This window comes from Mitsuokella jalaludinii DSM 13811 (assembly GCF_000702905.1).
Taxonomy (GTDB): domain Bacteria; phylum Bacillota; class Negativicutes; order Selenomonadales; family Selenomonadaceae; genus Mitsuokella; species Mitsuokella jalaludinii.
This window is the reverse complement of record NZ_JNKR01000004.1, coordinates 82,424-102,967: the sequence shown is the minus strand read 5'-3', so window position 1 is coordinate 102,967 and position 20,544 is coordinate 82,424. Positions and strand designations below refer to the sequence as shown.

At 58.6% G+C, this 20,544-nt stretch carries 16 protein-coding genes; 3 read left to right on the top strand and 13 right to left on the bottom strand.

Translation table 11 applies throughout. The features are described 5' to 3' along the window. Nucleotides 1-74: 74 nt before the first annotated feature. Nucleotides 75-1,424, bottom strand: a complete 1,350-nt coding sequence (locus T518_RS04390; protein WP_036375899.1) for an MFS transporter — start codon at nucleotides 1,422-1,424, stop codon at nucleotides 75-77. A gap of 301 nt (nucleotides 1,425-1,725) precedes the next feature. Here T518_RS04390 and T518_RS11355 point away from each other — a divergent pair, with 301 nt between their 5' ends. Further along, complete coding sequence (locus T518_RS11355) at nucleotides 1,726-2,577, top strand: helix-turn-helix transcriptional regulator (RefSeq protein ID WP_072003569.1); 852 nt, start codon at nucleotides 1,726-1,728, stop codon at nucleotides 2,575-2,577. A 101-nt stretch (nucleotides 2,578-2,678) separates the two neighbouring features. Then, complete coding sequence (locus T518_RS04380; protein WP_036375817.1) at nucleotides 2,679-3,527, top strand: deoxyribonuclease IV; 849 nt, start codon at nucleotides 2,679-2,681, stop codon at nucleotides 3,525-3,527. A gap of 57 nt (nucleotides 3,528-3,584) precedes the next feature. Here T518_RS04380 and T518_RS11350 read toward each other — a convergent pair whose 3' ends face one another. From T518_RS11350 to T518_RS04335, 9 genes are all read right to left on the bottom strand, one after another. Beyond that, entirely contained in the window at nucleotides 3,585-4,316 is a 732-nt protein-coding gene (locus T518_RS11350; RefSeq protein WP_051652193.1) for an energy transducer TonB, read from the bottom strand. An 8-nt stretch (nucleotides 4,317-4,324) separates the two neighbouring features. After that, nucleotides 4,325-4,735, bottom strand: coding sequence for an ExbD/TolR family protein (locus T518_RS04370; protein ID WP_036375814.1), 411 nt, complete (start codon nucleotides 4,733-4,735; stop codon nucleotides 4,325-4,327). Beyond that, entirely contained in the window at nucleotides 4,735-5,376 is a 642-nt protein-coding gene (locus T518_RS04365; RefSeq protein ID WP_036375811.1) for a MotA/TolQ/ExbB proton channel family protein, read from the bottom strand. Before T518_RS04365 ends, T518_RS04370 begins: the two co-directional genes overlap by 1 nt. Before the next feature lie 74 nt (nucleotides 5,377-5,450). Then, nucleotides 5,451-6,539, bottom strand: coding sequence for an ABC transporter substrate-binding protein (locus T518_RS04360; protein WP_036375808.1), 1,089 nt, complete (start codon nucleotides 6,537-6,539; stop codon nucleotides 5,451-5,453). Continuing rightward, the gene (locus T518_RS04355; protein WP_036375805.1) at nucleotides 6,532-7,359 is read right to left on the bottom strand and encodes an ABC transporter ATP-binding protein; all 828 of its coding nucleotides are present in this window, start codon (nucleotides 7,357-7,359) and stop codon (nucleotides 6,532-6,534) included. The genes T518_RS04360 and T518_RS04355 overlap by 8 nt, the downstream gene beginning before the upstream one ends. Before the next feature lie 39 nt (nucleotides 7,360-7,398). Beyond that, nucleotides 7,399-8,400, bottom strand: coding sequence for a FecCD family ABC transporter permease (locus T518_RS04350; protein ID WP_036375802.1), 1,002 nt, complete (start codon nucleotides 8,398-8,400; stop codon nucleotides 7,399-7,401). Then, complete coding sequence (locus tag T518_RS04345; RefSeq protein WP_036375799.1) at nucleotides 8,400-9,395, bottom strand: FecCD family ABC transporter permease; 996 nt, start codon at nucleotides 9,393-9,395, stop codon at nucleotides 8,400-8,402. Before T518_RS04345 ends, T518_RS04350 begins: the two co-directional genes overlap by 1 nt. Before the next feature lie 17 nt (nucleotides 9,396-9,412). Continuing rightward, nucleotides 9,413-11,644, bottom strand: a complete 2,232-nt coding sequence (locus T518_RS04340; RefSeq protein ID WP_036375796.1) for a TonB-dependent receptor — start codon at nucleotides 11,642-11,644, stop codon at nucleotides 9,413-9,415. Between the two features lie 265 nt (nucleotides 11,645-11,909). After that, nucleotides 11,910-12,353: an Hsp20/alpha crystallin family protein gene (locus T518_RS04335; protein ID WP_036375793.1), complete on the bottom strand. Its 444-nt coding sequence runs from the start codon at nucleotides 12,351-12,353 to the stop codon at nucleotides 11,910-11,912. Nucleotides 12,354-12,661: 308 nt separating this feature from the next. Between T518_RS04335 and T518_RS11345 the strand changes: the two genes are divergently transcribed. Next, on the top strand, nucleotides 12,662-17,011 hold the full coding sequence (locus T518_RS11345) for an EAL domain-containing protein (protein WP_051652192.1): 4,350 nt from the start codon (nucleotides 12,662-12,664) through the stop codon (nucleotides 17,009-17,011). 112 nt (nucleotides 17,012-17,123) lie between these two features. On the opposite strand, the gene T518_RS04325 is transcribed toward T518_RS11345, so the two are convergent. The 3 genes from T518_RS04325 to gpmI all read right to left on the bottom strand — a co-directional run bounded on the left by T518_RS04325 (nucleotide 17,124) and on the right by gpmI (nucleotide 20,526). Then, nucleotides 17,124-18,128, bottom strand: a complete 1,005-nt coding sequence (locus T518_RS04325) for a GGGtGRT protein (RefSeq protein WP_036375790.1) — start codon at nucleotides 18,126-18,128, stop codon at nucleotides 17,124-17,126. A 53-nt stretch (nucleotides 18,129-18,181) separates the two neighbouring features. Beyond that, entirely contained in the window at nucleotides 18,182-18,877 is a 696-nt protein-coding gene (locus T518_RS04320) for an iron-sulfur cluster assembly scaffold protein (RefSeq protein WP_036375787.1), read from the bottom strand. 119 nt (nucleotides 18,878-18,996) lie between these two features. Continuing rightward, nucleotides 18,997-20,526: a 2,3-bisphosphoglycerate-independent phosphoglycerate mutase gene (gene gpmI / locus T518_RS04315; protein ID WP_036375784.1), complete on the bottom strand. Its 1,530-nt coding sequence runs from the start codon at nucleotides 20,524-20,526 to the stop codon at nucleotides 18,997-18,999. Nucleotides 20,527-20,544 lie beyond the last annotated feature (18 nt).

Below are 20,544 nucleotides of genomic sequence, written 5' to 3'. Positions count from 1 at the left end.
ATTTCCTTAATGCAAATCATTCTTTCTCTATATCAGTATAATAGTAGAGAAAGAATGATCCTGCAAATCTTTTGTTATGCTTCTTCGTCTGCTTCTTTGTGCTTCTTAGCCCAGAGCGTCGGCACGATGAGCAGTGTCATGATGACGACCGAGGCAATCCAGAAGTTCGTGATCGTCTCGAAATGATACGTCGTGACACCGTCGACAACGACCTTTGCCGAATCCATCAGGATGCCGTTGACGATATCCTGCAGGGCTGCGCCGCCGTAAGCGAGCAGACCGATGACGCCCATCGCGGCACCAGTTGCCTTGCGCGGGCAGAGGTCAACAGCGAGCAGACCGCCGACGAAGCAGAGGATGACGCCGAGACCGAAGCCGAAGATGGCAACACAGGCAGCTGCGAGCGTCGGATCACCAGCCGGCACGTAGCAGACACCGGTAATGCCGATCAGCATGACAATGCCGAAGACAATCGTCGTGACGGAGTGATGCGAATGGAAGATCTTATCGGAGATGATGCCGGAGAAAAAGGAGCCGACACCGCCGAGAATCGGGGAGAGCGACATGATACTGCCGGCCGTCACGAGGTCAAAGCCCTTCGCTTCCTGCAGGAAGATGACGCCCCAGCTCGAGATGGAATAACGGGAAATGCCGAGGCAGATTGCCGCAGCGGCGAGCAGCCATACGTACGGGTTCTTGATGACCATGAGCTGTGCTTCCTTCGTGGAAACCTGCTGCTCTTTCTTTTCCTGGGCGACTTCGCCCTCAAACTCATTGGCAGACGGCAGGCCGTACGTCTCTGGCCGGTCGCGCATGAAGCGATACATGATGAATGCGAGCACGATGCAGGCGACGCCCGGTACGAAGAAGGCGGCATGCCAGCCGAGGGCGACGATGATCATCGAGGTGCCGAGGTACGTAGCGCCTTCACCGACGTAATGTGCGATACTGAAGACACCGTAGTACGTAGCGAGCTGACTCTTGGCAAACCATTGTGACAGGGAGACGATACACGGTGCTGAGCCCATGCTCTGGAACACACCGTTGACAGCCCAGAGCACGATGAAGACCCAGGTCGTATTGCTCATGCCGAGGATGGCATTGACGATAGCTGCGCCGAGCAAGCCGAGCGGCACGATTTTCTTGATGTTGCAGTGGTCAGCGATGAAGCCGTTGGCGCATTTGCCGATGGCGATGGCGACGAGCATGCCCGCACCCATCATGCCGAGTTCTGTCGGCGTGAAGCCGTCCTGGAGCATCGGCTTCTTCGCAACACCGAGTGTCATGCGCATGACATAGTACATGCCATAGCCGAGGATCATGGCCGTGACGGCCTGAACACGTGCTGTATGATACATCTTCTTGACCACAGCCTTGTCTTGGATGCGAGGCTTATCCGGTCCAGTCAGGAACCATTTCAGCATTTTCTCCACCTTACCTTTCCTACGAAAAAGCAACTTTGATTATTCCTTTTTCTCCAGACTCTCCGGAAAAGACTGGATTTTTTGTGATTTATCAGTATAATAATAGATATGAAGCTCACTTCCTCAAAAGGCAACCATCAAATCATCATTAACTGATCTTTCTGGAGTCTATTATACCGAAATGCTGGCATGGATTTCTCCGTTTTCTTGTTCGGCATTTTGCGAAAACTTATAATTTTTGTTTTAAATTCGCATTTATCCGTGTTCTGGCGCAGAAAGGTCGAAAGAAAGGTCGAAAGATATGTCTATCCTACCATTTGGCAGTCCGAAACAATCGCGATTCGAGCTCAGCAGGCGTCCTCACCTCGAGTCCATCGAGAACCTCGCCGCTACCACACCGTTCGGCACCTTGAAATCACATCATGACGTCGCAGAGATCCTCTTCGTCGAGAAGGGGCATTGCCGCATGCGCCTCAAAGAGGGCAGCCAGCAGCTGCGCACTGAAGATCTCGTCTTGATCAACAGCGATACGCTGCACGACTTCAAGACGAGCAGCTCCTTCATGGGCTTCACGATGCGCATCGGTGCGCTGCATCTCTGCGGCCTGGCCCCCGGCCACCTCACCAAACATGACACACCGCTCGTGCTGCATCTCAGCAAAGAAGGGAGGCATGCCTTCTTGCGCGATCTGCTGCGCGAGATGAAACTCCTGGCAGCGCTCAACGGCGAGGACGATGAGCGCCGCGAGATTGGCGCCGCCTTGACGCAGGCCATCGTCGTCGCGGTCACTGCATTGGCCGAGGCAAAGGCGACGAGTGAGGAGAACCCTTCCTACACCATGGGCACGCGCATCAAGGAGTACATCGATGCCCATTACCTCGAGGACCTCAAGCTCCCCGACATCGCCGAGGCGCTCCACATCAACCTCTACTACCTCTCCCACACGTTCAAGGACCTGACGGGTTCTTCGCCGATGCAGTACATCATCCGCAAGCGCATCGAAGAAGCGCAGACGCTGCTGCTCACGACGAACATGACGATTACCGATATCGCCATGCAGTGTGGCTACAACAACTCCAACTACTTCCAGTCCGTCTTCAGCAACATCGTCGGCATGCCGCCCGGCAAGTACCGCAAGACCTGGGCACAATAGAACTGCAAAAACAGAGCCGTCCGCAAAATCGCATGCGGACGGCTTTTTTATGTGTTATACTATAACAAATAACAATTCTCGATAACAGATTGGAGTATCACATGCCTATGGAACATAAATTGCACATCGGCTGCCACCTGTCCTCAGCCAAGGGGTTCCTCGCCATGGGGCGTGAGGCGTCGCGGCTCGATGCGGACACGTTTGCCTTTTTCACGCGCAATCCGCGCGGCGGCCGAGCCAAGGAACTCGACCTTGCGGATGTCGAGGCGTTCCTGCACTACAAGGACGAGCACGGTATCGGCACGCTTGTCGCCCATGCTCCCTACACGATGAATGCCTGTGCTGCTAAGGAAAATCTGCGGCGCTTTGCACATGAGGCGATGGCCGATGACCTGCAGCGCCTCGAGCACCTGCCCGGCAATTTCTACAATTTCCACCCTGGCAGTCACGTCGGGCAGAGTGCCGAGAAAGGCATTGAGCTCATCGCGCAACAGCTCAACGATGTGCTCACGCCGGACCAGCAGACGACCGTGCTCTTGGAAACCATGGCGGGCAAGGGCACCGAAGTCGGTCGCACGTTCGAAGAGCTGCGCGCCATCATCGACCGCGTCGAGCTCGATGACAAGCTCGGCGTCTGCCTCGACACCTGCCACGTCTGGGACGGCGGCTACGACATACGCGAGCATCTCGACGAGGTGCTGACGGAGTTCGACCTCGTCATCGGCCTCGCACGCCTCAAGGCCATCCATCTCAACGACAGCCAGAACGAGCGCGGCAGCCACAAGGACCGCCACGCCCGCATCGGCGAAGGCCATATCGGACTCGAGGCGCTCGTGCGCGTCGTCCGTCACCCGGCGCTCAAAGACCTGCCCTTCATCCTCGAGACGCCAAATGATGCTGCAGGCTACGCAAGAGAAATCGCTTTGCTGCGCGAAAAAGCAGCACCGTGACGCTACCCCATCAAAAAAACCTGACCAGAAACGGTCAGGTTTTTTGGCATCCGATCATCAGGGATGGAAACGGAACGTGTAGCGTCCGTGCGTGTTGACGGGTTCATCATAATCATTGCGCGCAGGACTGTAGGTGAAGTTCACGATAGCCGCAAGAGCCGCTGCATCCATCTCCGGATAGCCGGAGGATGCTTCAATCTGCGGGCTCTCGACGCCGCCTGAGGCATTGATGATGTAATTGACGGTGACGGTGCCGACCGCTTTCTTCGCCTGCAGGGAAACCGGGTAGGCCGGCTGCGCGGTGCTGAGCTGCTGTGCGTGCACCTTGACGTGCTTGACGTGAGCCGGATCGCGGGCCGGGCCGGCCTTTGGCTTGTCTGCATCGCCGCCCGGCTTGCCGTTCGGCGAGCCCTTGGCATTCGGCTTCGCATCAGCAGCAGGATGCTTGGCGGACGGATCCGCTGCATCCGCCTGCTTCTTCTCTGGCTGTTCCTTCTCGTCCTTCCGCTCAGTCTCGATTTCCGGAACGGCGACACTCTGGTCGACGACGATCGGATCTGGCTGAGGCGCATCCGGCTCCGATTCGGCCGGCGCCGCCTCTGCCTCTGAATTGTCATCCGACGGCTGCTCATCCTCTGTCACATTGTCGTAAATCTCGACATCGACGGGATGGCTTTCGGATGAAACGGCCTGGAAGAGGCCCGTCGCGGCCACGATCATCAGGATGATGATATGGACACCGCAGGAAATCCCCCAGCCGGCTGCATTCTCTTTATCTTCTCGAAGCATCCTCTGCCTCACTTTCCGCCGGCATCAGCCGCGAGTCCGAACCGGCTGATGCCAGCTTTGCGGAAGTGATCGAGGAGGTCGACAACCTCGCCGTAATCGATGCCCTCATCGGCGCGCACGACAATCGCAAAGTGATTGTTGCTGCGGTTTTCCTGCTGCGCCTGCTTGATGAGCGCCTTCTCTTCGATGGGCTGGTCCTCAAGGTACAGGGTACCGTCCTTCTTGAGCGTGACGAGATACGTCACGTTCATCTGCGTCTGAGCACTGGCCGCCTTCGGCATATTGACGTCAACCGTCTTGAGGTTGACCATGTAAAGCGTGCTGATCATGAAAAAGACCAGCAGGAAGAACATGATGTCGATCATCGGGATGATCATGACTTCCGGCTTCGCGAAGCTCCTTCTGTCGCGTAATCTCATCAGGCAGCCTCCTCTTTGACAGCATGGATATCGCCTGCTTCAGCCGTCTCGACCATCGAGAAGCACTGCTCCATGTCCGTGACGATGTTCTCGATGCGCTGCGAGAAGTAAGCATGAACCGTGAGCGAGATGATGGCGACGCAGAGGCCCATGGCCGTCGCAATGAGCGCCTCGCCGACGCCACCCGTGATGGCCGTAGCCTGTCCCGATTCCAGATTGAAGACCGAGAAGGAGGTGATCATGCCGCTAATCGTGCCGAGCAGGCCGAGCAGCGGTGCCATCGTGACGATGACGCTGAGGTAGTAGAGGCGCTTGCGCATTTTCGCGAGCGCGATGCCGGACTGGATTTCCATGTAAGCAGACGGATTCTTGCGGGCTTCCGGCTTTTTCGTGATGACCGCGAACAGGATGTCAGCCAGGGCGCCACGCGCATGGTCGGCGAGCTGCTCGGCCTTCTGCCACTTGTTGTTGGCCAGGGCCAGGTAAAAGTCACGGGCAAACGCGCGGCCAGAATCCATGCGCCGGAAGTACATCGCGCGCTCAATGCCGATTGAGAACACAAAAAGCGAACAGAGCAGCAGTACGTACATGACAATGCCGCCCTTCTGGAAAAACGTGATTCCTGTCGTCAAAAGTTCCATTATGATCTCCTTTTATACCTTTCTATACGATTCATGACAGGTCCCCAGGATCTGTCTTCTATCCTTGACCGCTGTCACGGCTGTCCGCCGAGCCAGTCTTTGAGATTGGCGATTGCCAGTTCTTTCGCGATGAGTCCGTGCGCATTCCAGATGACAGAATCGACCTCTAAGAGGTGATTCTCACGGACAGCTGGCAGCGTCTGCCAGAGCGGGTCTTCCCGGAGCTCCTCATACCGCTTTTCCGCCGTTTCTGTGCTGCCAGCGCTGCTCGCACCGTAGCCGCTCGAAAGGACGAGATAATCCGCCTGGAGATCCGGCAGGGATTCCATCGAGATGGCGAGATTGTTCTTCGTGCGGTCGAGCGCTACGACCATCGGGTCCGGCCTGAGGTTGAGCAGTTCATACATGAACCGGTTCGTCGCATTGGCGGAGTACGGATAGAGGCGGATCTCTTTCTGCATGATGCGCAGATACGCCACCGTCGCATCGCCGATATGGTTCTTGATGGCGAGTCTTGCCTGCTTCACCGTATCGTAATAGGCGCGCAGGCGCGCCTCCCCCCTTTCGCTCTGCCCGATGGCCCGCGCTGCAGCGAGCTCTGTGACCTCTTCTTTCTGCAGGTCGAGCGGCACGACGGGAGCGATCTTGGACAGGGCGCGGTACGTATTCCTGTCATAGCTGTCGCGCAGGAGGATGATGTCCGGGCTTGCCTGCTGCACGGCTTCCAGGTTGACCGTCTTCGTCTCCACATTGATGGGGATATTCTCGATGCCCTGCTCCTTCATCGTGTCATAGAGATACGACGAAGGGGCAAGGTGTGCTGCCGCGATGGGGATACCGAGAGACACCGCCGTATCCTCCAGGCCGACGACTACGATGCGCTGCGGATTCTCCGGAAGGACCGTCCTGCCGTATTTATGGGTGATGACGGTGCGGCCATCTTCTTCCGAAAACATCTTATCGGAGGCATTCTTCGTCTGGATAAATCGATTGGCAAGCTCGGCATCAATCGCCTCCGGCGCATCCGACCGCGGCACATCGGGATCAAAGAGCGCCGTGCTCTTGGCACTGCCGGAAGAAGCCTGGCTGCCGCAGCCGGCCAGCACCGCACTCAGCGCAATGAGCAGTGCGAAAAAGCCCGCGCTCAGAAGCCGGTTACGCATAGGCCTTCTCCTCTTTCGATGCGCTGCCTGCCGGGCGCTCACGGTTCACGTAGGGGATGCAGTACGGCCGGCCGGTGCGCGGATCGCGCAGCAGCTCGGCATCGATCCCGAAGACATCGGCGAGCATCTCCCTCGTGAAGACTTCATCCGGCGTCCCCTCATAGAGGAGTGTGCCGTGCCGCATGGCGAGCAGGTAATCGGCAAAGCGCGCCGCTTCATTGATCTCATGGATGACCATGACAATGGTCTTTCCATAAGCCGTATTGAGGTGGCGCACGAGCGTCAGCACATCCATCTGATGTGCCACATCGAGGAAACTCGTCGGTTCATCGAGGAACAGGATCTCTGTGTCCTGCGCGATGGCCATCGCGATCCAGGCGCGCTGGCGCTGGCCGCCCGACAAGGCCTCCACCGGCCGGTCCGCAAAGGCCGTCATATCGGTCTCCTGCAGGGCCCATTCGACCATGCGCTTATCTTCCTGCGTCGTGCGCGCAAAGAAGCGCGAACGATGCGGAGCGCGGCCGTAGTTGACGAGTTCCCGCACCGTGAGCCCCGCAGGGGCCATCGGGTTCTGCGGCAGTATGGCGACCTTTTTGGCCAGTTCCCGGCTGTCTTCCGAGAAGATCGAGCGGCCATCCAGGAGCACCTCGCCGCCGAGCGGCGGCTGAATGCGGCAGAGCGTCTTCAAAAGCGTCGACTTGCCGCAACCATTCGCCCCGATGAGCGCCGTCACCTTGTGCGCCGGCACATCGAGGTTCATGTTTTCTATGATCACATTCTTGTCGTAGCCGGCCTTCAGATGCCTGGCTGAAAGTTCCATGGATTCCATCCTTCCTTTTCAAGTGATTCCACCGTGCCGTCAGCCCCTGCTGCGCACGAGGATGTACAGGAAATACGGCGCGCCGATCAGCGAGACGATCAGGCCGACGAGCATCTCATCCGGCGCGATGATCACACGGGCTGTGTAATCCGCCGCCACGAGCAGCACGCCGCCCAAAAGAGCCGTCACTGGAAGATAGCGCTTGTGCGCCACGCCGACGAGCCGCCTTGCGATATGCGGGCAGATGAGCCCGATAAACCCGATGCTGCCGCCTACAGCTACACAGGATGAGGCCAGCACGACAGCAGCCATCAGGAACAGGAAGCGCGTCCGGTTCACCCGGATGCCCAGGCCCAGCGCGTTCTCCTCGCGCAGGGCCAGGAGGTCGAGTGTCTCATGGCTCGCCAGGAAAAAGAACGTGATGAGGAGCACGACGAGAAACAGGATGTCCACATGCGTCCAGCTGTTGCCGAAAATGCTGCCGATCAGCCAGGTATTGATCTGCTGGAAGCGCGTCGGATCCAGGCCGACGATCAGCAGGATCTGCAGCGCGTGCAGGCCGGCCGTGACGGCAATGCCGTTGAGGACGAGTTTATAGGTAGAGGTCATGCGGCCGCGCTGGTGCGAGAGGAAAAAGACAAGACCCGCAGCCAGGCCGCCGCCGATGACAGCGGCAAGCGGCTGCTCCCAGATGCCGAGGCCCGTCGCCTGGGGCGTCCCGTAGATGAGCAGCATGACGCCCAGCGCAGCACCGGCATTGACGCCCAAGAGGCTCGGGCTCGCCAGCTCATTCTTGGAGATGGTCTGGAATACGGCACCAGAGACGGCCAGCCCCATGCCGATGAGGACGGCCAGGATGGACCGCACCATGCGGAAGTCAAAGACCGTCAGGACCTCCTCCGGTGTTCCGCCTCCCAAAAGCACACCAATCAGATGCGCTTTCGTGAAATAGTGGAATCCTGTCGCCAAGTGCAGGAAGAAGAGCCCCGTGAGCAGTGCTGCCAGTGTGAGTAGCGTGGCGAGATAGCGCCTGTTTCCCATCAGCCCCGCACCTCCTTCCGGTTGGCGAGGTAGAGGAAGAACGGCACGCCGACGAGCGCCGTCACAGCGCCGAGCGGGATCTCAAATGGCGGAAAGACCGTCCTGGCCACGATGTCGGCAACCAGGACGAGCAGTGCGCCAAAGAGCGCCGAGAACGGCACGACGAGGCGGTAGTCAATGCCCACGAGGCGCCGCGTGATGTGCGGCACGACGAGTCCGACAAAGCCGACCGGTCCCGCTACCGCCACGGCCGACCCTGCGAGGATCAGCACGGCAAGGCCTGCCCGCAGGCGGATGCGCGAAAGCTTTCCGCCGAGCCCGATGGCCATATCCTCTCCGAAGGAGAGCAGCGTCACCGAGCGGGAGACCGATACGGCAAGGAGGAGTCCCAGGATGGTCCATGGCATGACGCCCAGGATCGAAGCCATCCGGATCCCGCCAATGCCGCCGGCCGTCCAGTAGCTGAGTTCCTGTGCAACGTCAAAGAAGACGACGAGGACCTGCGTGACGGCCATGAATACCGCGCTGACCGCCGTGCCCGCCAGGGCAATGTAGACGGGCGTCAGGCCGTGCTTGAGCGAAGCCAGGACGAGGATAAAGGCGGTCGCGAGCGCCGCGCCGAAAAACGCACTGATGATCGTCACCTGCAGCGAAGCCGCCGGCAGGACGATCATCGCGAGCGCCAGGCCAAAGCTCGCACCGGCGTTGATACCGAGGATGGACGGGCTGGCCAGCGGATTATTCGTCACGCCCTGCATGAGCGCGCCCGCCACTGCAAAACTCAGACCGCAGACAAGCGCTGCCAGCAGGCGCGGCAGGCGCAGCGTCCAGGCCACGAGGTCAGAAGGATCCTGGCTGCTGCCAGCCTGCAGCGCATGCATGACGCCAGACAGCGGGATTTCCCGCATGCCTGTCGTCAGGAAGAAAAGGGAAAGCACGGCCAGCAGTACAAGCAGAAGGACCGCCAGCAGAGATGCATTCCTTGTGGATGCCATTACGATATCTCCCCTCGTCAGAAGTCTGCCGTCAGGGACAGCATGAACGTTCTCGACTTGCCGAGGAAGATGCCGTTGTTCTGGAGCGCGCGCCAGTAGTTGCGGTTCGTGACGTTGTAGACATCACCGCGCAGCGTGAGCGGCACACCGCCTGACTTGAATTTATAGCGCGCACCGAGATCCCAGGTCGCCCACGGCGAAACGCGGAAGCTGTTGGCTTCATTGATGTACGACGAGCTGTTGTAGGTGAGATTCGTCGTCAGCGTCAGACCCGGAACCGAAGCGATGTCCTGCTCAAGGCCCATGACAGCATTCCAGCGCGACGTCGCGGCGACGCGGTTGCCGTCGTAGAGGCCGCCTTCCGTATTACGGTACGTCGCGTCGAGGAACATCAGGCCGCCCATGAGGCGCGTGCCCTTGCGCGGCTCACCGAAGACATTCCACTCAAGGCCGCGGTGGCGCACCTCGCCGTTCGGCGAATAGATCTTCGTAGCCGAATTCTCGAGGAGCGTCGGGGATTTGATGTCAAAGGCAGAGAGCGTCGATGCCCATTTGCCGAAGTCGTATTTCACGCCGACCTCATACTGCTTCGTCTTGAACGGCGCAAAGGCTTCGCCGTAATTCGCTGCATCCGTATCTGTGACGAGAGAATCACCGGCATCGAGGCCCTGCATGTAGTTAGCGTAGAGTGAGACGTTCTTCTGCGGCTTGTAGACGAGTGCAAAGGCCGGCGTGAAGACCGACTCATCGTAATGCGTCTTGACCGCGCCCGTCGTCGTATTGTAGGTATCCACCTTGACGCGCTGCTCGCGGCCGCCGAGCACGAACTGCCACTTGTCATTCGGCGTCGTGATCGAGTCCGTCAGAGCCACGCCCGTGAACGTGTTCTCATCATTTTTCGGTGCAGACCAGCTGTACGGATTCTCAGGCGTCTGGAAGACGATGTTCCAGATGTTCGTCTTGAGCCCCTCCGCCACCTTGCGGTTATTCATGTAGCGCGTGTAGTGGATGCGGTTCGCCGCTACCGTGAGCTCATGCTTGAGGTCGCCCGTGAAGAATTTGCCGCGCACGCCGGCCTCGGCCGAATCCGCCTTGTTGATCTGATTGTTGTACGAGTATTTCATCGTCGCCGCGCCGCTGAGGCCAGAGAGCGAGAAGTTGTTGTAGAAGTACTCCATCTTCGTGTTGCGCAGGCCATAGGAGAAGTATCCCGTCCAGTCCTTGCTGAGGTCGTACTCGCCGTGCAGCATGCCGTACTGCTCGTGGATGGAGCGGTAACCGCCGTCAGCGCCGAACTTCGTGCCGCGCGGCACCTTGAACATACTCGACATCGTCTTGAGTGCGCCGCTGCCGATCGTCACCTGATACTGCTGGTCCGATACCTTGTTGTAGACATAGCCGTAATCAAAGCCGAGACGGTAGCGGTCGCCCTTGTAGTCTGCACCGACCGTGATGGAGTCCGTGCGCATATGCTCATCAAACGAAGTGTCGCCGTTGCGGTTCAGGACATTGACGCGCAGGCCGGCCTTGCCGTCATCTGTGCGCCTGCCGAAGTCGACCTGCTGCGTGAAGACCCCGCCGTTGCCGTACGAGATCTTGACGCGGTTCAACGGCTCACTGCCGGCACGCTTCGTGATGTAGTTGATCGTGCCGCCCAGGGAACCGTTCGGCGCGATGCCGGCAAGAATGGCACTCGGTCCCTTGAGCACGTCGACGCGGTCCACACCCTCAACGCCGCCGTAAAAGCGCGGCGCGATGCCGTAGAGGCCGTTGAGCTGGACATCCTGCTGCTGTGCCTTGAAGCCGCGGATATTCCAGGCGCTGGAGACGCCCGAGAGCGTCTGGTCGCTGACCGACGGATCGTGGACGATGACATCATCGACAGTCGAGACCTGATTGTCTTCCATCATCTTGTCCGTGTAACCCGTGATGTTGAATGGCACATCGAGCGTCGGGTGGTCGCCGAGCACGCCGAGCTGTACCTCTGTCGCCACCTGGCCGCCCGGATACGCCTTCTCGGGCGCCGGTTCTTCCGTCGATTCCGCTACCGGTTCCACAGATGCTGGAGCTTGTTCCGCTTCTGCAGGCTCCACCGGCTCTGCCGACTTCTCTGCATAGATATCGCTCGAGCCGAAATCGTAGATTTCATCCTGAGCTGCCGCCATGGCCGGCTGAGCCACGAACGGGGAAACGATGGCCAGGCTGGCCAGAGCCAGTGCAATCCTGCTGTACAAAATACGTTCCTTCATACTACACCTCTTGATCCTATCTTCCTCCGGCTATCATTTGATACTCATTCTCTTTGATAAACCTTTTCGTATTGTATAGCCTATGATAGTGATTGTCAATATACATTGCAAAAACTAATCTGTTTCCAACCGGTATCCAATCGGGCGCGGAAAAAGGGTTACAGAACACAAAGAGCCGCAGCTCCAAAGAGGAGCTGCGGCTCTTCACTGTATATCGTAGAGAGAGTTATGAGGGAAAACTAGGTCCAATCACCAGCGACCTGCATCAGTCGGTAATGGCGATCGTATGAGAGGGTTCTGTCTTTTCCGTCTGCTTCGGCAGGCAAACCGTCAGGACGCCGTCCTTATAATCAGCCGTAACCTTTGCCTCATCGACGTTGTCGATGTAGAACGAGCGGCTCATCGAACTCGAGCGGCGCTCGCGGCGGACGTAATTGCCCTTCTCGTCTTTCTCATCATTGTCTTCGGATTTCTTCGTGGCAATCGTCAGGTAATGGTCCTCATACGTCAGGGAGATATCCTCTTTCTTGAGGCCCGGCAGTTCAGCCGTGAGCTCATAGCTCGTACCATTATCCTTGACATCGACCTTGAAGTCCGGAGCCTTGAAGTTCGTCAGGAACGGCTCATCGAAGACATCAAACAGACGATCAAAATCATTTTCTTCTTTTGCGAGATCATGACGCGATGCAAATGGAACCAAACCAAACATAAAGCAAATCCCCTTTCTGCAACTTGCCGGAGTGGCACGCGGACGCGTGTTGCTGTCCGGGAACTTTTGAACAATTCGATGAAGTCTCGGGCGCGCGCCCCTTCAGATCTCTCGATCTCTTCTCCGGGGCTCTCTCCCTCGCTTCAATTATTATTGTACCACTATTGGTCAAAATGTCAATAGGTCAAATGGTAAAAATTAAAATTTATTTTCTGGTGCCTCGCTGGCATCTCCCTTGGAAAACATCTATAATGAAATAAAACTATATGATTTATGTAACATTATGGTAAATAGAAGGGATCATCCTCATGGCATACACACACGATGCACCTTCAGGCAAACATCCAGTGCTCACAGACCTGCCTCCCATGCAAGTCTTCTTTGAGGCTGCCCAGGAGCAGCTCGAGCAGGAATGGGAGCATCTGCATGCACTGCGCTCCTGTCCTGTCTTCTTCAATATCACGAATTTTCATCTCTACAATGCAACCTACGGCATTGAGCAGGGCGACCGCTGCCTGCACCGCATCGCTGAAATCCTCCAGAAGAATTTCCCTGGCAGGCTACTGACGCATCTCGGCGCCGATCACTTTGCCGTGCTCGCCGATACAGCAGATGTGACAAATCGCATCGAAGCAGCCTGCCACGAGGTCCAGGGCTTCATCGCCAACACGAACATCGACCTCAAGGCGGGCATCCGCTACCTGAGCCAGCCGCCTGCCGATGCGCCGCTGAACCTGGCCTTCGACAACGAAGCGGCGCTCGCCTGCAAATCGATCCAGAAAGACGCGACACGCCACTACGCCGTCTACACGAATGAGATGGGCCGCCTGCATCACCTCCAGAACTACGTGCGCGAGAATCTCAACAGTGCGCTCGCGAGCCGTCACATCAAGGTGTACTACCAGCCCATCATCCACGCACTCAGCGGCAAGGTCTGCGGGTTTGAGGCACTGGCGCGCTGGGAGTCGCCCGACTACGGCCTGCTCTCGCCCGCTGTTTTCATCCCTGTACTGGAGGAGGCAAGGCTCATCGACAAGCTCGACCGCTATATCGTCGAACGCGTCGCCGAAAACCTCCACGACCACATCAAACAGAAGCGAAACATCCTGCCCATCTCCGTCAATCTCTCAAGAATCGACTTCCAGCTCTTCGATCCCGTGGCATTCCTGGAGGACGTCCTGCACCGCTATCAGCTGGCCCGCCATCTCCTCTGCCTGGAGGTCACAGAAAATGCACTCGTGCTCCAGGACGATGCCATACGCCGGGGACTGCGCCATCTCCAGCAGGAAGGCTGCAAGGTCTGGCTCGACGACTTCGGCAGCGGCTATTCCTCGCTCAACGTGCTCAAGGACTACCGCTTCCACACGCTCAAGCTCGACATGGCGTTCCTCCATCCCTTCACGAAGGAGAGCCGCACCATCGTGGCCTCGATCATACGCATGGCCAAGGAACTCGGCATCCACACGCTCGCCGAGGGCGTCGAGACAAAGGAGCAGGCCGAGTTCCTGCGGGATATCGGCTGCGAGAAACTGCAGGGCTTCTATTACGGCCGTCCCCTTCCCGGCAGAGACTGCTACGCATACTGCCGTGAGCGCGGTATGGAGTTTGAGACGATGCAGGAGGCCCTGCTGCTCAGCCAGGCCGGACTCATCGACGTCAATCAGCCGACACCCGTCAGCATTGTCTACGACGATTCGGTCGACCTGCAGTTCCTGCAGGTCAACCAGGCGTACCTCAAGGCACTGCAGAGCATGGGCACGAAGACAATGACGGACAGCAACCACTTCCTGCAGGCCCCGGATTATCCCATGCACCGGAAGTTCCGCCGCTTCGCCGACCAGGCAATCAAGAGCGGCAGGACCGAGACGATGACGTATGTCGACAACGGCCAGTACATGCGCGTCAACCTCCGGACGATCGCACGCGTCGGTCATCACTACATCCATCGCGCAGAGCTCTACAACGTCAGCCTCGACGAGGCCGTCAAGGACAAGAGCGCTCATCATTTCGACAATATCCTGCGCAACATCCTGCTGATGTTCGAGGGAATCTGGTACCTCGACACGGAGCACGAGACACTGGAAATCATCGAGCCGCTGACGGATGACCGGAGGGAGCGGAGCACAAACAGGGACATCGCCGGAACACTCCATCACTTTGCCGATTACTACGTCCATCCCAAGGACCGCGAGCGCTTCCTGCGCTTCACGGATTACAGGGACTTCCATCAGCGCGCAGCCGAATCGCAGAGCGCAACCATCACAGAGCCCTTCCGGCTGCTGCGCTCCAACGGCAATTTCGACTGGTTCTTCATCACGGGGCTCGCGCTCCTCAAATCGCCCGCCAAGGGCATCCTCTTCTGTATCGCCAGGCCGCGCATCACCACCCCGGAAGAGATCCAGCCGCAGCTCTTCGAGATGCTCGAGAGCTGCGGCATCACCTCAGCGTCGTTTGCTGTCGTACAGGAGGACGTCTCTCATGCCCTCTGGCAGGCTTTCCTGAAACACAGCCATGAGAAAATCATCTGGCAGGACCGCTCGCACTGCATTCTCGGCGTGAGCCAGTCCATTATCGACTGGCTCGGCATCCCGGAAGATGCGCTCATCGGCAAGACGCCGCAGGAGCTCAGCTACTGCGTGGACCGCCAGGAACTATACGCGATGGACGAGCGCGTCATGAGCACGGGAACGACGCTCCGGGACGCCTATCTCCACCTCGTCATCGGCCAGATGCCGCACCTGGCGCGCGCCGAGAAGTTCCCGCTCTACCGGAACGACAGGATTGCGGGCCTCATCACCATCCTGCACGATGTCGACGTGGAACAGCACGAAAAGATGCGCGATGTGAGCGCCTCCGTCACCGACGAAGAGACGGGCTTTCTCAACTACCGCGGCATGGTCATGGTAGGGCTTCGCTATGCCGATGACTTCCGCCTCAACGGCGACGATTACGCGGCGACGCTCATCGATGTGCCGGAATTCGATTCCATCGGCCTGACATACGGCGAGGAATTCCGCTCGCATCTCCTGCAGCAAATCTGTTCGATCCTGCGAACGATGCTGCCGCAGACCGTCACGATCTCTCATATCGGCAGCTGTTGTTTCCTGCTGTTCCAGAAGGCCACCCTCATCGCCTCCCTGCAGAAATCGTATATCGAGATTGCCGATGCCATCCATGCCATCCAGAGCGTCGACGGCTGCCCCTGCACGCTCTACATGCACTACGCTACGGTGCGCGGCTCGGAGGGCCGCAGCCTCGACAGCCTCCTGCAGCTCCTGGTCAAGCGCATGCACGAGTCGGAAGAAGAGCAGTACGGCCAGGCCATCTACACGAGCGACCGCTTCATCTTCGACCGCGAGGCATTCGATCACGCCCAGCTCGGGGTCATCGTCTCTGACCCCGAAACGTACGAACTCCTCTACTGCAACCCTTACATGCGCAAGAAGCTCGGCATCGCGCAGAACGAGACGCTGGCGGGCAGGAAGTGCTACGAGCTGCTCGCGGGCATTTCTACGCCGTGCAGCGACTGCTGCCTGCCGCAGCTGAGCCGCAATCGTTTCATCTCGCGCGTCTTCCACAATCCGGTCGCCGGCGTGGACTTCCTGCTGCACGACACGCTGATCCCCTGGCACGGCAAGAACAGCCACTACTGCTCCTGCCTGGATCTCGACTACTACCTGTCTAGAGACGTCCGCGTCAATGAAATGCTGTTCCAGGAGGCTTCCATCAACGACGCCGTCCGCCTCGGCATGTACGAGACGGACCCCGTACATGGCATCCGCCAGATGATGGCGCGCATCGGCCGGCAGCTCGAAGCCGACCGCATCGTCCTGGCCGAAGAACAGGGCGATTTCCTCCATCTCACCTATCGGTGGAATGCCGAGGGAATCCTGCCGCTCGGCGACGACTTCCAGCCTGTCCCAAGGTCCGACATGCGCCCCGTCTTCGCCCGCTTTGTCAAGGAGAGCAGCTTCAGCATCCCCGACATGGATATCTACTGGCAGGAGAATCCAGATGTCTCCCCGCACATCCCGGGTCTGAAGCGCGTCGCGCTCGCCCGCCTCGCGCTCGACGGCGAACCGCTCGGCTACATCGAAGCCATCAATCCGTCGGACCAAAAATTCCATTACGCATCCGATCTGCTGGCCTCGCTGACGCGCTTCTTCGCAATCCTGCTGCGCAACCGCGACATGATGAAGCGCCTCGACCGCCTGAGCAAATCCGACCAGCTCACAGGGCTGCTGAACCGGCGCGGCTTCAAGGAGTCGCTCGCGTCCCTGCCCGCCGGAAGGTGCATCGCCTTTATCTTCGGCGACCTCAACGGGCTCAAGGAGACGAATGACACGCTCGGCCACGAAGCCGGCGACCAGCTCATCTGCGCCGCAGCCGAAATCTTCCGCCACGTCGGTCATGAGGGATCCATCTTCCGCATGGGCGGCGATGAATTCCTCATGATGCAGGAAATCGAACGAGAGGAAGATGCCGCACCTCTGCTGGAACGGCTGCAGGCGCACTTCGAGGCGTCAAAGATCAGCATTGCACTCGGCTGTACCACAGCTGTCACGCCGATCGACAACATCGATGATGTGCTGAAGCAGGCCGATGCTCTGATGTACCGCCAGAAACTCGAGCAGCATCGCCAGAAGAACGACTTCTAGAGCGTCCTGCGGGCAAAGCAAAGAGCCGCAATCCTTTTGGATTGCGGCTCTTTTGCTGCCTGAGAGCACCCTTTTGAGCGCCCTCTCTATGCAAGTTTCCCGTCAGCGGGAATTATTTGTTCATTGCTTCCTGTACAGCAACAGCGACAGCGACCGTCATGCCGACCATCGGGTTGTTGCCTGCACCGATGAGGCCCATCATGTCGACGTGTGCCGGAACGGAGGAAGAACCTGCGAACTGAGCATCGCCGTGCATGCGGCCCATCGTATCCGTCATACCATAGGAAGCCGGGCCGGCTGCCATGTTATCCGGATGGAGCGTACGGCCCGTGCCGCCGCCCGAAGCGACCGAGAAGTACTTCTTGCCCTTCTCGATGCAGGCCTTCTTGTAGCAGCCAGCGACCGGATGCTGGAAGCGCGTCGGGTTCGTGGAGTTACCCGTGATGGAGATATCGACATCTTCGTGCTCCATGATGGCAACGCCTTCCTGGACGGAGTCAGCGCCGTAGCACTTGACCTTTGCGCGCTCCGGATCGGAACCGTACTTGATCTCCTCGACGATGTTGAGCTTGCCCGTCTTGAAGTCGTAATCCGTTACGACATACGTGAAGCCGTTGATGCGGCTGATGATCTGAGCAGCATCCTTGCCGAGGCCGTTGAGGATGACGCGCAGCGGGTTCTTGCGGACCTTGTTGGCCGTCTTGGCGATGCCGATAGCACCCTCAGCAGCTGCGAAGGACTCGTGGCCTGCGAGGAATGCGAAGCAGCCAGCATCCTCGGAGAGGAGCATAGCGCCGAGGTTGCCGTGGCCGAGGCCTACCTTGCGGTGGTCAGCAACAGAACCCGGTACGCAGAAAGCCTGGAGGCCTTCGCCGATAGCCTTAGCGGCGTCAGCAGCCTTCGTGCAGCCCTTCTTGATTGCGATTGCAGCGCCGAGCGTGTAAGCCCACTTTGCATTCTCGAATGCGATCGGCTGCAGGTCCTCTACGATCTGATACGGGTTGATGCCCTTCTCGTCGCAGACCTTCTTGGCATCCTCGATGGAAGCAAGACCATACTGTTTGCAGACTTCGTTGATTTGATCAATACGGCGCTCATAGCCTTCGAATAATGACATTCTATTCATTCCTTCCTTTTACCTTGAAACTCGGAAATCATCAAGCGGGGAGATTACTCTTCGCGCGGATCGATGAACTTGACGCCGTCAGCGAAGCGGCCCTTCGTGCTCGTGTTGGCCTTGATTGCCTCATTGGCATCCTTGCCAGCGCGGACAGCTTCGAGGACTTTGCCGACCTGTACGACTTCGTAACCGATGATGCGGCCTTCGTTGTCGAGAGCGAGCTTCGTGACGTAGCCTTCTGCGAGTTCGAGGTAACGCGGGCCCTTCTTGAGCGTGCCGTAGAGCGTACCGACCTGGCTGCGCAGGCCCTTGCCGAGGTCATCGAGACCAGCGCCGACCGGCAGGCCGTTGTCGGAGAATGCCGTCTGGCTGCGGCCGTAAGCGATCTGCAGGAAGAGCTCACGCATAGCCGTGTTGATGGCATCGCAGACGAGGTCCGTGTTGAGTGCTTCGAGGACCGTCAGGCCCGGAAGGATTTCGGCAGCCATAGCAGCGGAATGCGTCATGCCCGAGCAGCCGATCGTCTCAACGAGGGCTTCCTGGATGATGCCGTCTTTGACGTTGAGCGTCAGCTTGCAGGCACCCTGCTGCGGAGCGCACCAGCCAACACCGTGCGTCAGGCCGCTGATGTCCTGGACGTTCTTGGATTTTACCCATTTGCCTTCTTCAGGAATCGGGGCAGCACCGTGATGTACTTCCTGTGCTACGCATGCCATATCTTCCACTTTCTGTGAATAAGCAATCATTGTTCGTATTCCTCTCTTTTCTAAAATATAATACTGAGGTGCATTCTCTCTGGGGCCAGCATTGAGGGCAGTGGCCCCTGCCCTTCCTTGCTCAAGGGAATGCTGCCTCTATCTCGCTATCAAAGCTCTACGAGGTTCTTGCCCGTCATTTCTTCCGGGATGTCAAGACCAGCGAGCGTCAGGAGCGTCGGTGCGATGTCACAGAGAGCGCCGTCCTTGACGGATTTGACGCGGTCCGAAACGACGATGAACGGCACAGCGTTCGTCGTGTGCTTCGTGAACGGCTGGTTGTTGACGTAGTCCATCATCTTATCGGCATTGCCGTGATCTGCCGTGATGCAGACCTCGCCGCCGACTTCCTTGATGGCTGCAACGAAGCGGCCGACGCAGGAGTCAACCGTCTCAACGGCCTTGACGACTGCCGGGAAGACACCCGTATGGCCGACCATGTCGCAGTTCGCGTAGTTGAGGATGATGAAGTCGTACTTCTCGGAGCGGATAGCCTCGCAGACCTTGTCCGTGACTTCAACCGCACTCATCTCCGGCTTGAGGTCGTAAGTAGCGACTTTCGGGCTCGGGACGAGGATGCGATCCTCGCCCTTGTACGGCTCCTCGACACCACCGTTGAAGAAGAACGTGACGTGCGCGTACTTCTCCGTCTCTGCGATGCGGAGCTGCGTGAGGCCGTGATCCTGGATGATCTCGCCGAGCGTCTTGTCGATGTGCTCCGGCGGGAAGGCAACAGCTGCATTCATGCCGTCTTCATACTGGGAGAACGTGGCGAACGGGACCTTGAGGTTCTCGTCGCGCTCAAAGCCGTCGAATTTCTCATCGACGAATGCATGCGTGAGCTGGCGCGCGCGGTCCGGGCGGAAGTTGAAGAAGATGGCGCCGTCGCCGTTCTTCATGCCCTCGTAGCCCTTGACGACGAACGGCACGACGAACTCGTCGTTGACGCCATTCTCGTAGCTTGCCTTGAGGCCTGCTACCGGGTCATCTGCTACGACGCCCTCTGCATGGGCGATGGCCTCATAGGCCTTCTGCTCGCGGTCCCAGCGGTTGTCGCGGTCCATGGCGTAGTAGCGGCCAGCAACCGTCGCGATCGTGCCGACGCCGATCTCCTTGCACTTCGCCTCGAGCTCCTCGAGGTACGGCTGTGCGCTCTGCGGCGGCACATCACGGCCATCGAGGAAGGCGTGGACGTAAACGTCCTTGACGCCCTGCTGCTTTGCCATCTCGAGAAGTGCGTAGAGGTGGCCCTGGTGGCTGTGTACGCCGCCCGGGGAAACGAGGCCGAGCAGGTGGACTGCACCGCCATTTGCCTTGGCATCCTGCATGATCTTGACGAGGACTTCGTTCTTGAAGAAGTCGCCGTTCTTGATGTCACGCGTGATGCGCGTGAGCTGCTGGTAGACGAGGCGGCCGGCGCCGATATTCGTGTGACCGACTTCCGAGTTGCCCATCTGACCGTCCGGCAGGCCGACGAATTCGCCAGAAGCCTGCAGGTGGCTCGTGTTGTAGTTTGCCATGAGGCCGTCGAGGACAGGCGTCTTCGCAGCTTCTACGGCATTGCTCTTGTCGAGCTTGCCACCGAGACCGCAGCCATCCATGATGATGAGTGCGACCGGTGCGTGTTTGATCTTTGCCATTGTGGATTATTACTCCTT

Coding starts and splice junctions, on each gene's coding strand:
- T518_RS04390 (WP_036375899.1), bottom strand. CDS start 1,424: ATGCTGAAATGGTTCCTGACTGGACCGGATAAGCCTCGCATCCAAGAC.
- T518_RS11355 (WP_072003569.1), top strand. CDS start 1,726: ATGTCTATCCTACCATTTGGCAGTCCGAAACAATCGCGATTCGAGCTC.
- T518_RS04380 (WP_036375817.1), top strand. CDS start 2,679: ATGCCTATGGAACATAAATTGCACATCGGCTGCCACCTGTCCTCAGCC.
- T518_RS11350 (WP_051652193.1), bottom strand. CDS start 4,316: ATGCTTCGAGAAGATAAAGAGAATGCAGCCGGCTGGGGGATTTCCTGC.
- T518_RS04370 (WP_036375814.1), bottom strand. CDS start 4,735: ATGAGATTACGCGACAGAAGGAGCTTCGCGAAGCCGGAAGTCATGATC.
- T518_RS04365 (WP_036375811.1), bottom strand. CDS start 5,376: ATGGAACTTTTGACGACAGGAATCACGTTTTTCCAGAAGGGCGGCATT.
- T518_RS04360 (WP_036375808.1), bottom strand. CDS start 6,539: ATGCGTAACCGGCTTCTGAGCGCGGGCTTTTTCGCACTGCTCATTGCG.
- T518_RS04355 (WP_036375805.1), bottom strand. CDS start 7,359: ATGGAACTTTCAGCCAGGCATCTGAAGGCCGGCTACGACAAGAATGTG.
- T518_RS04350 (WP_036375802.1), bottom strand. CDS start 8,400: ATGGGAAACAGGCGCTATCTCGCCACGCTACTCACACTGGCAGCACTG.
- T518_RS04345 (WP_036375799.1), bottom strand. CDS start 9,395: ATGGCATCCACAAGGAATGCATCTCTGCTGGCGGTCCTTCTGCTTGTA.
- T518_RS04340 (WP_036375796.1), bottom strand. CDS start 11,644: ATGAAGGAACGTATTTTGTACAGCAGGATTGCACTGGCTCTGGCCAGC.
- T518_RS04335 (WP_036375793.1), bottom strand. CDS start 12,353: ATGTTTGGTTTGGTTCCATTTGCATCGCGTCATGATCTCGCAAAAGAA.
- T518_RS11345 (WP_051652192.1), top strand. CDS start 12,662: ATGGCATACACACACGATGCACCTTCAGGCAAACATCCAGTGCTCACA.
- T518_RS04325 (WP_036375790.1), bottom strand. CDS start 18,128: ATGTCATTATTCGAAGGCTATGAGCGCCGTATTGATCAAATCAACGAA.
- T518_RS04320 (WP_036375787.1), bottom strand. CDS start 18,877: ATGATTGCTTATTCACAGAAAGTGGAAGATATGGCATGCGTAGCACAG.
- gpmI (WP_036375784.1), bottom strand. CDS start 20,526: ATGGCAAAGATCAAACACGCACCGGTCGCACTCATCATCATGGATGGC.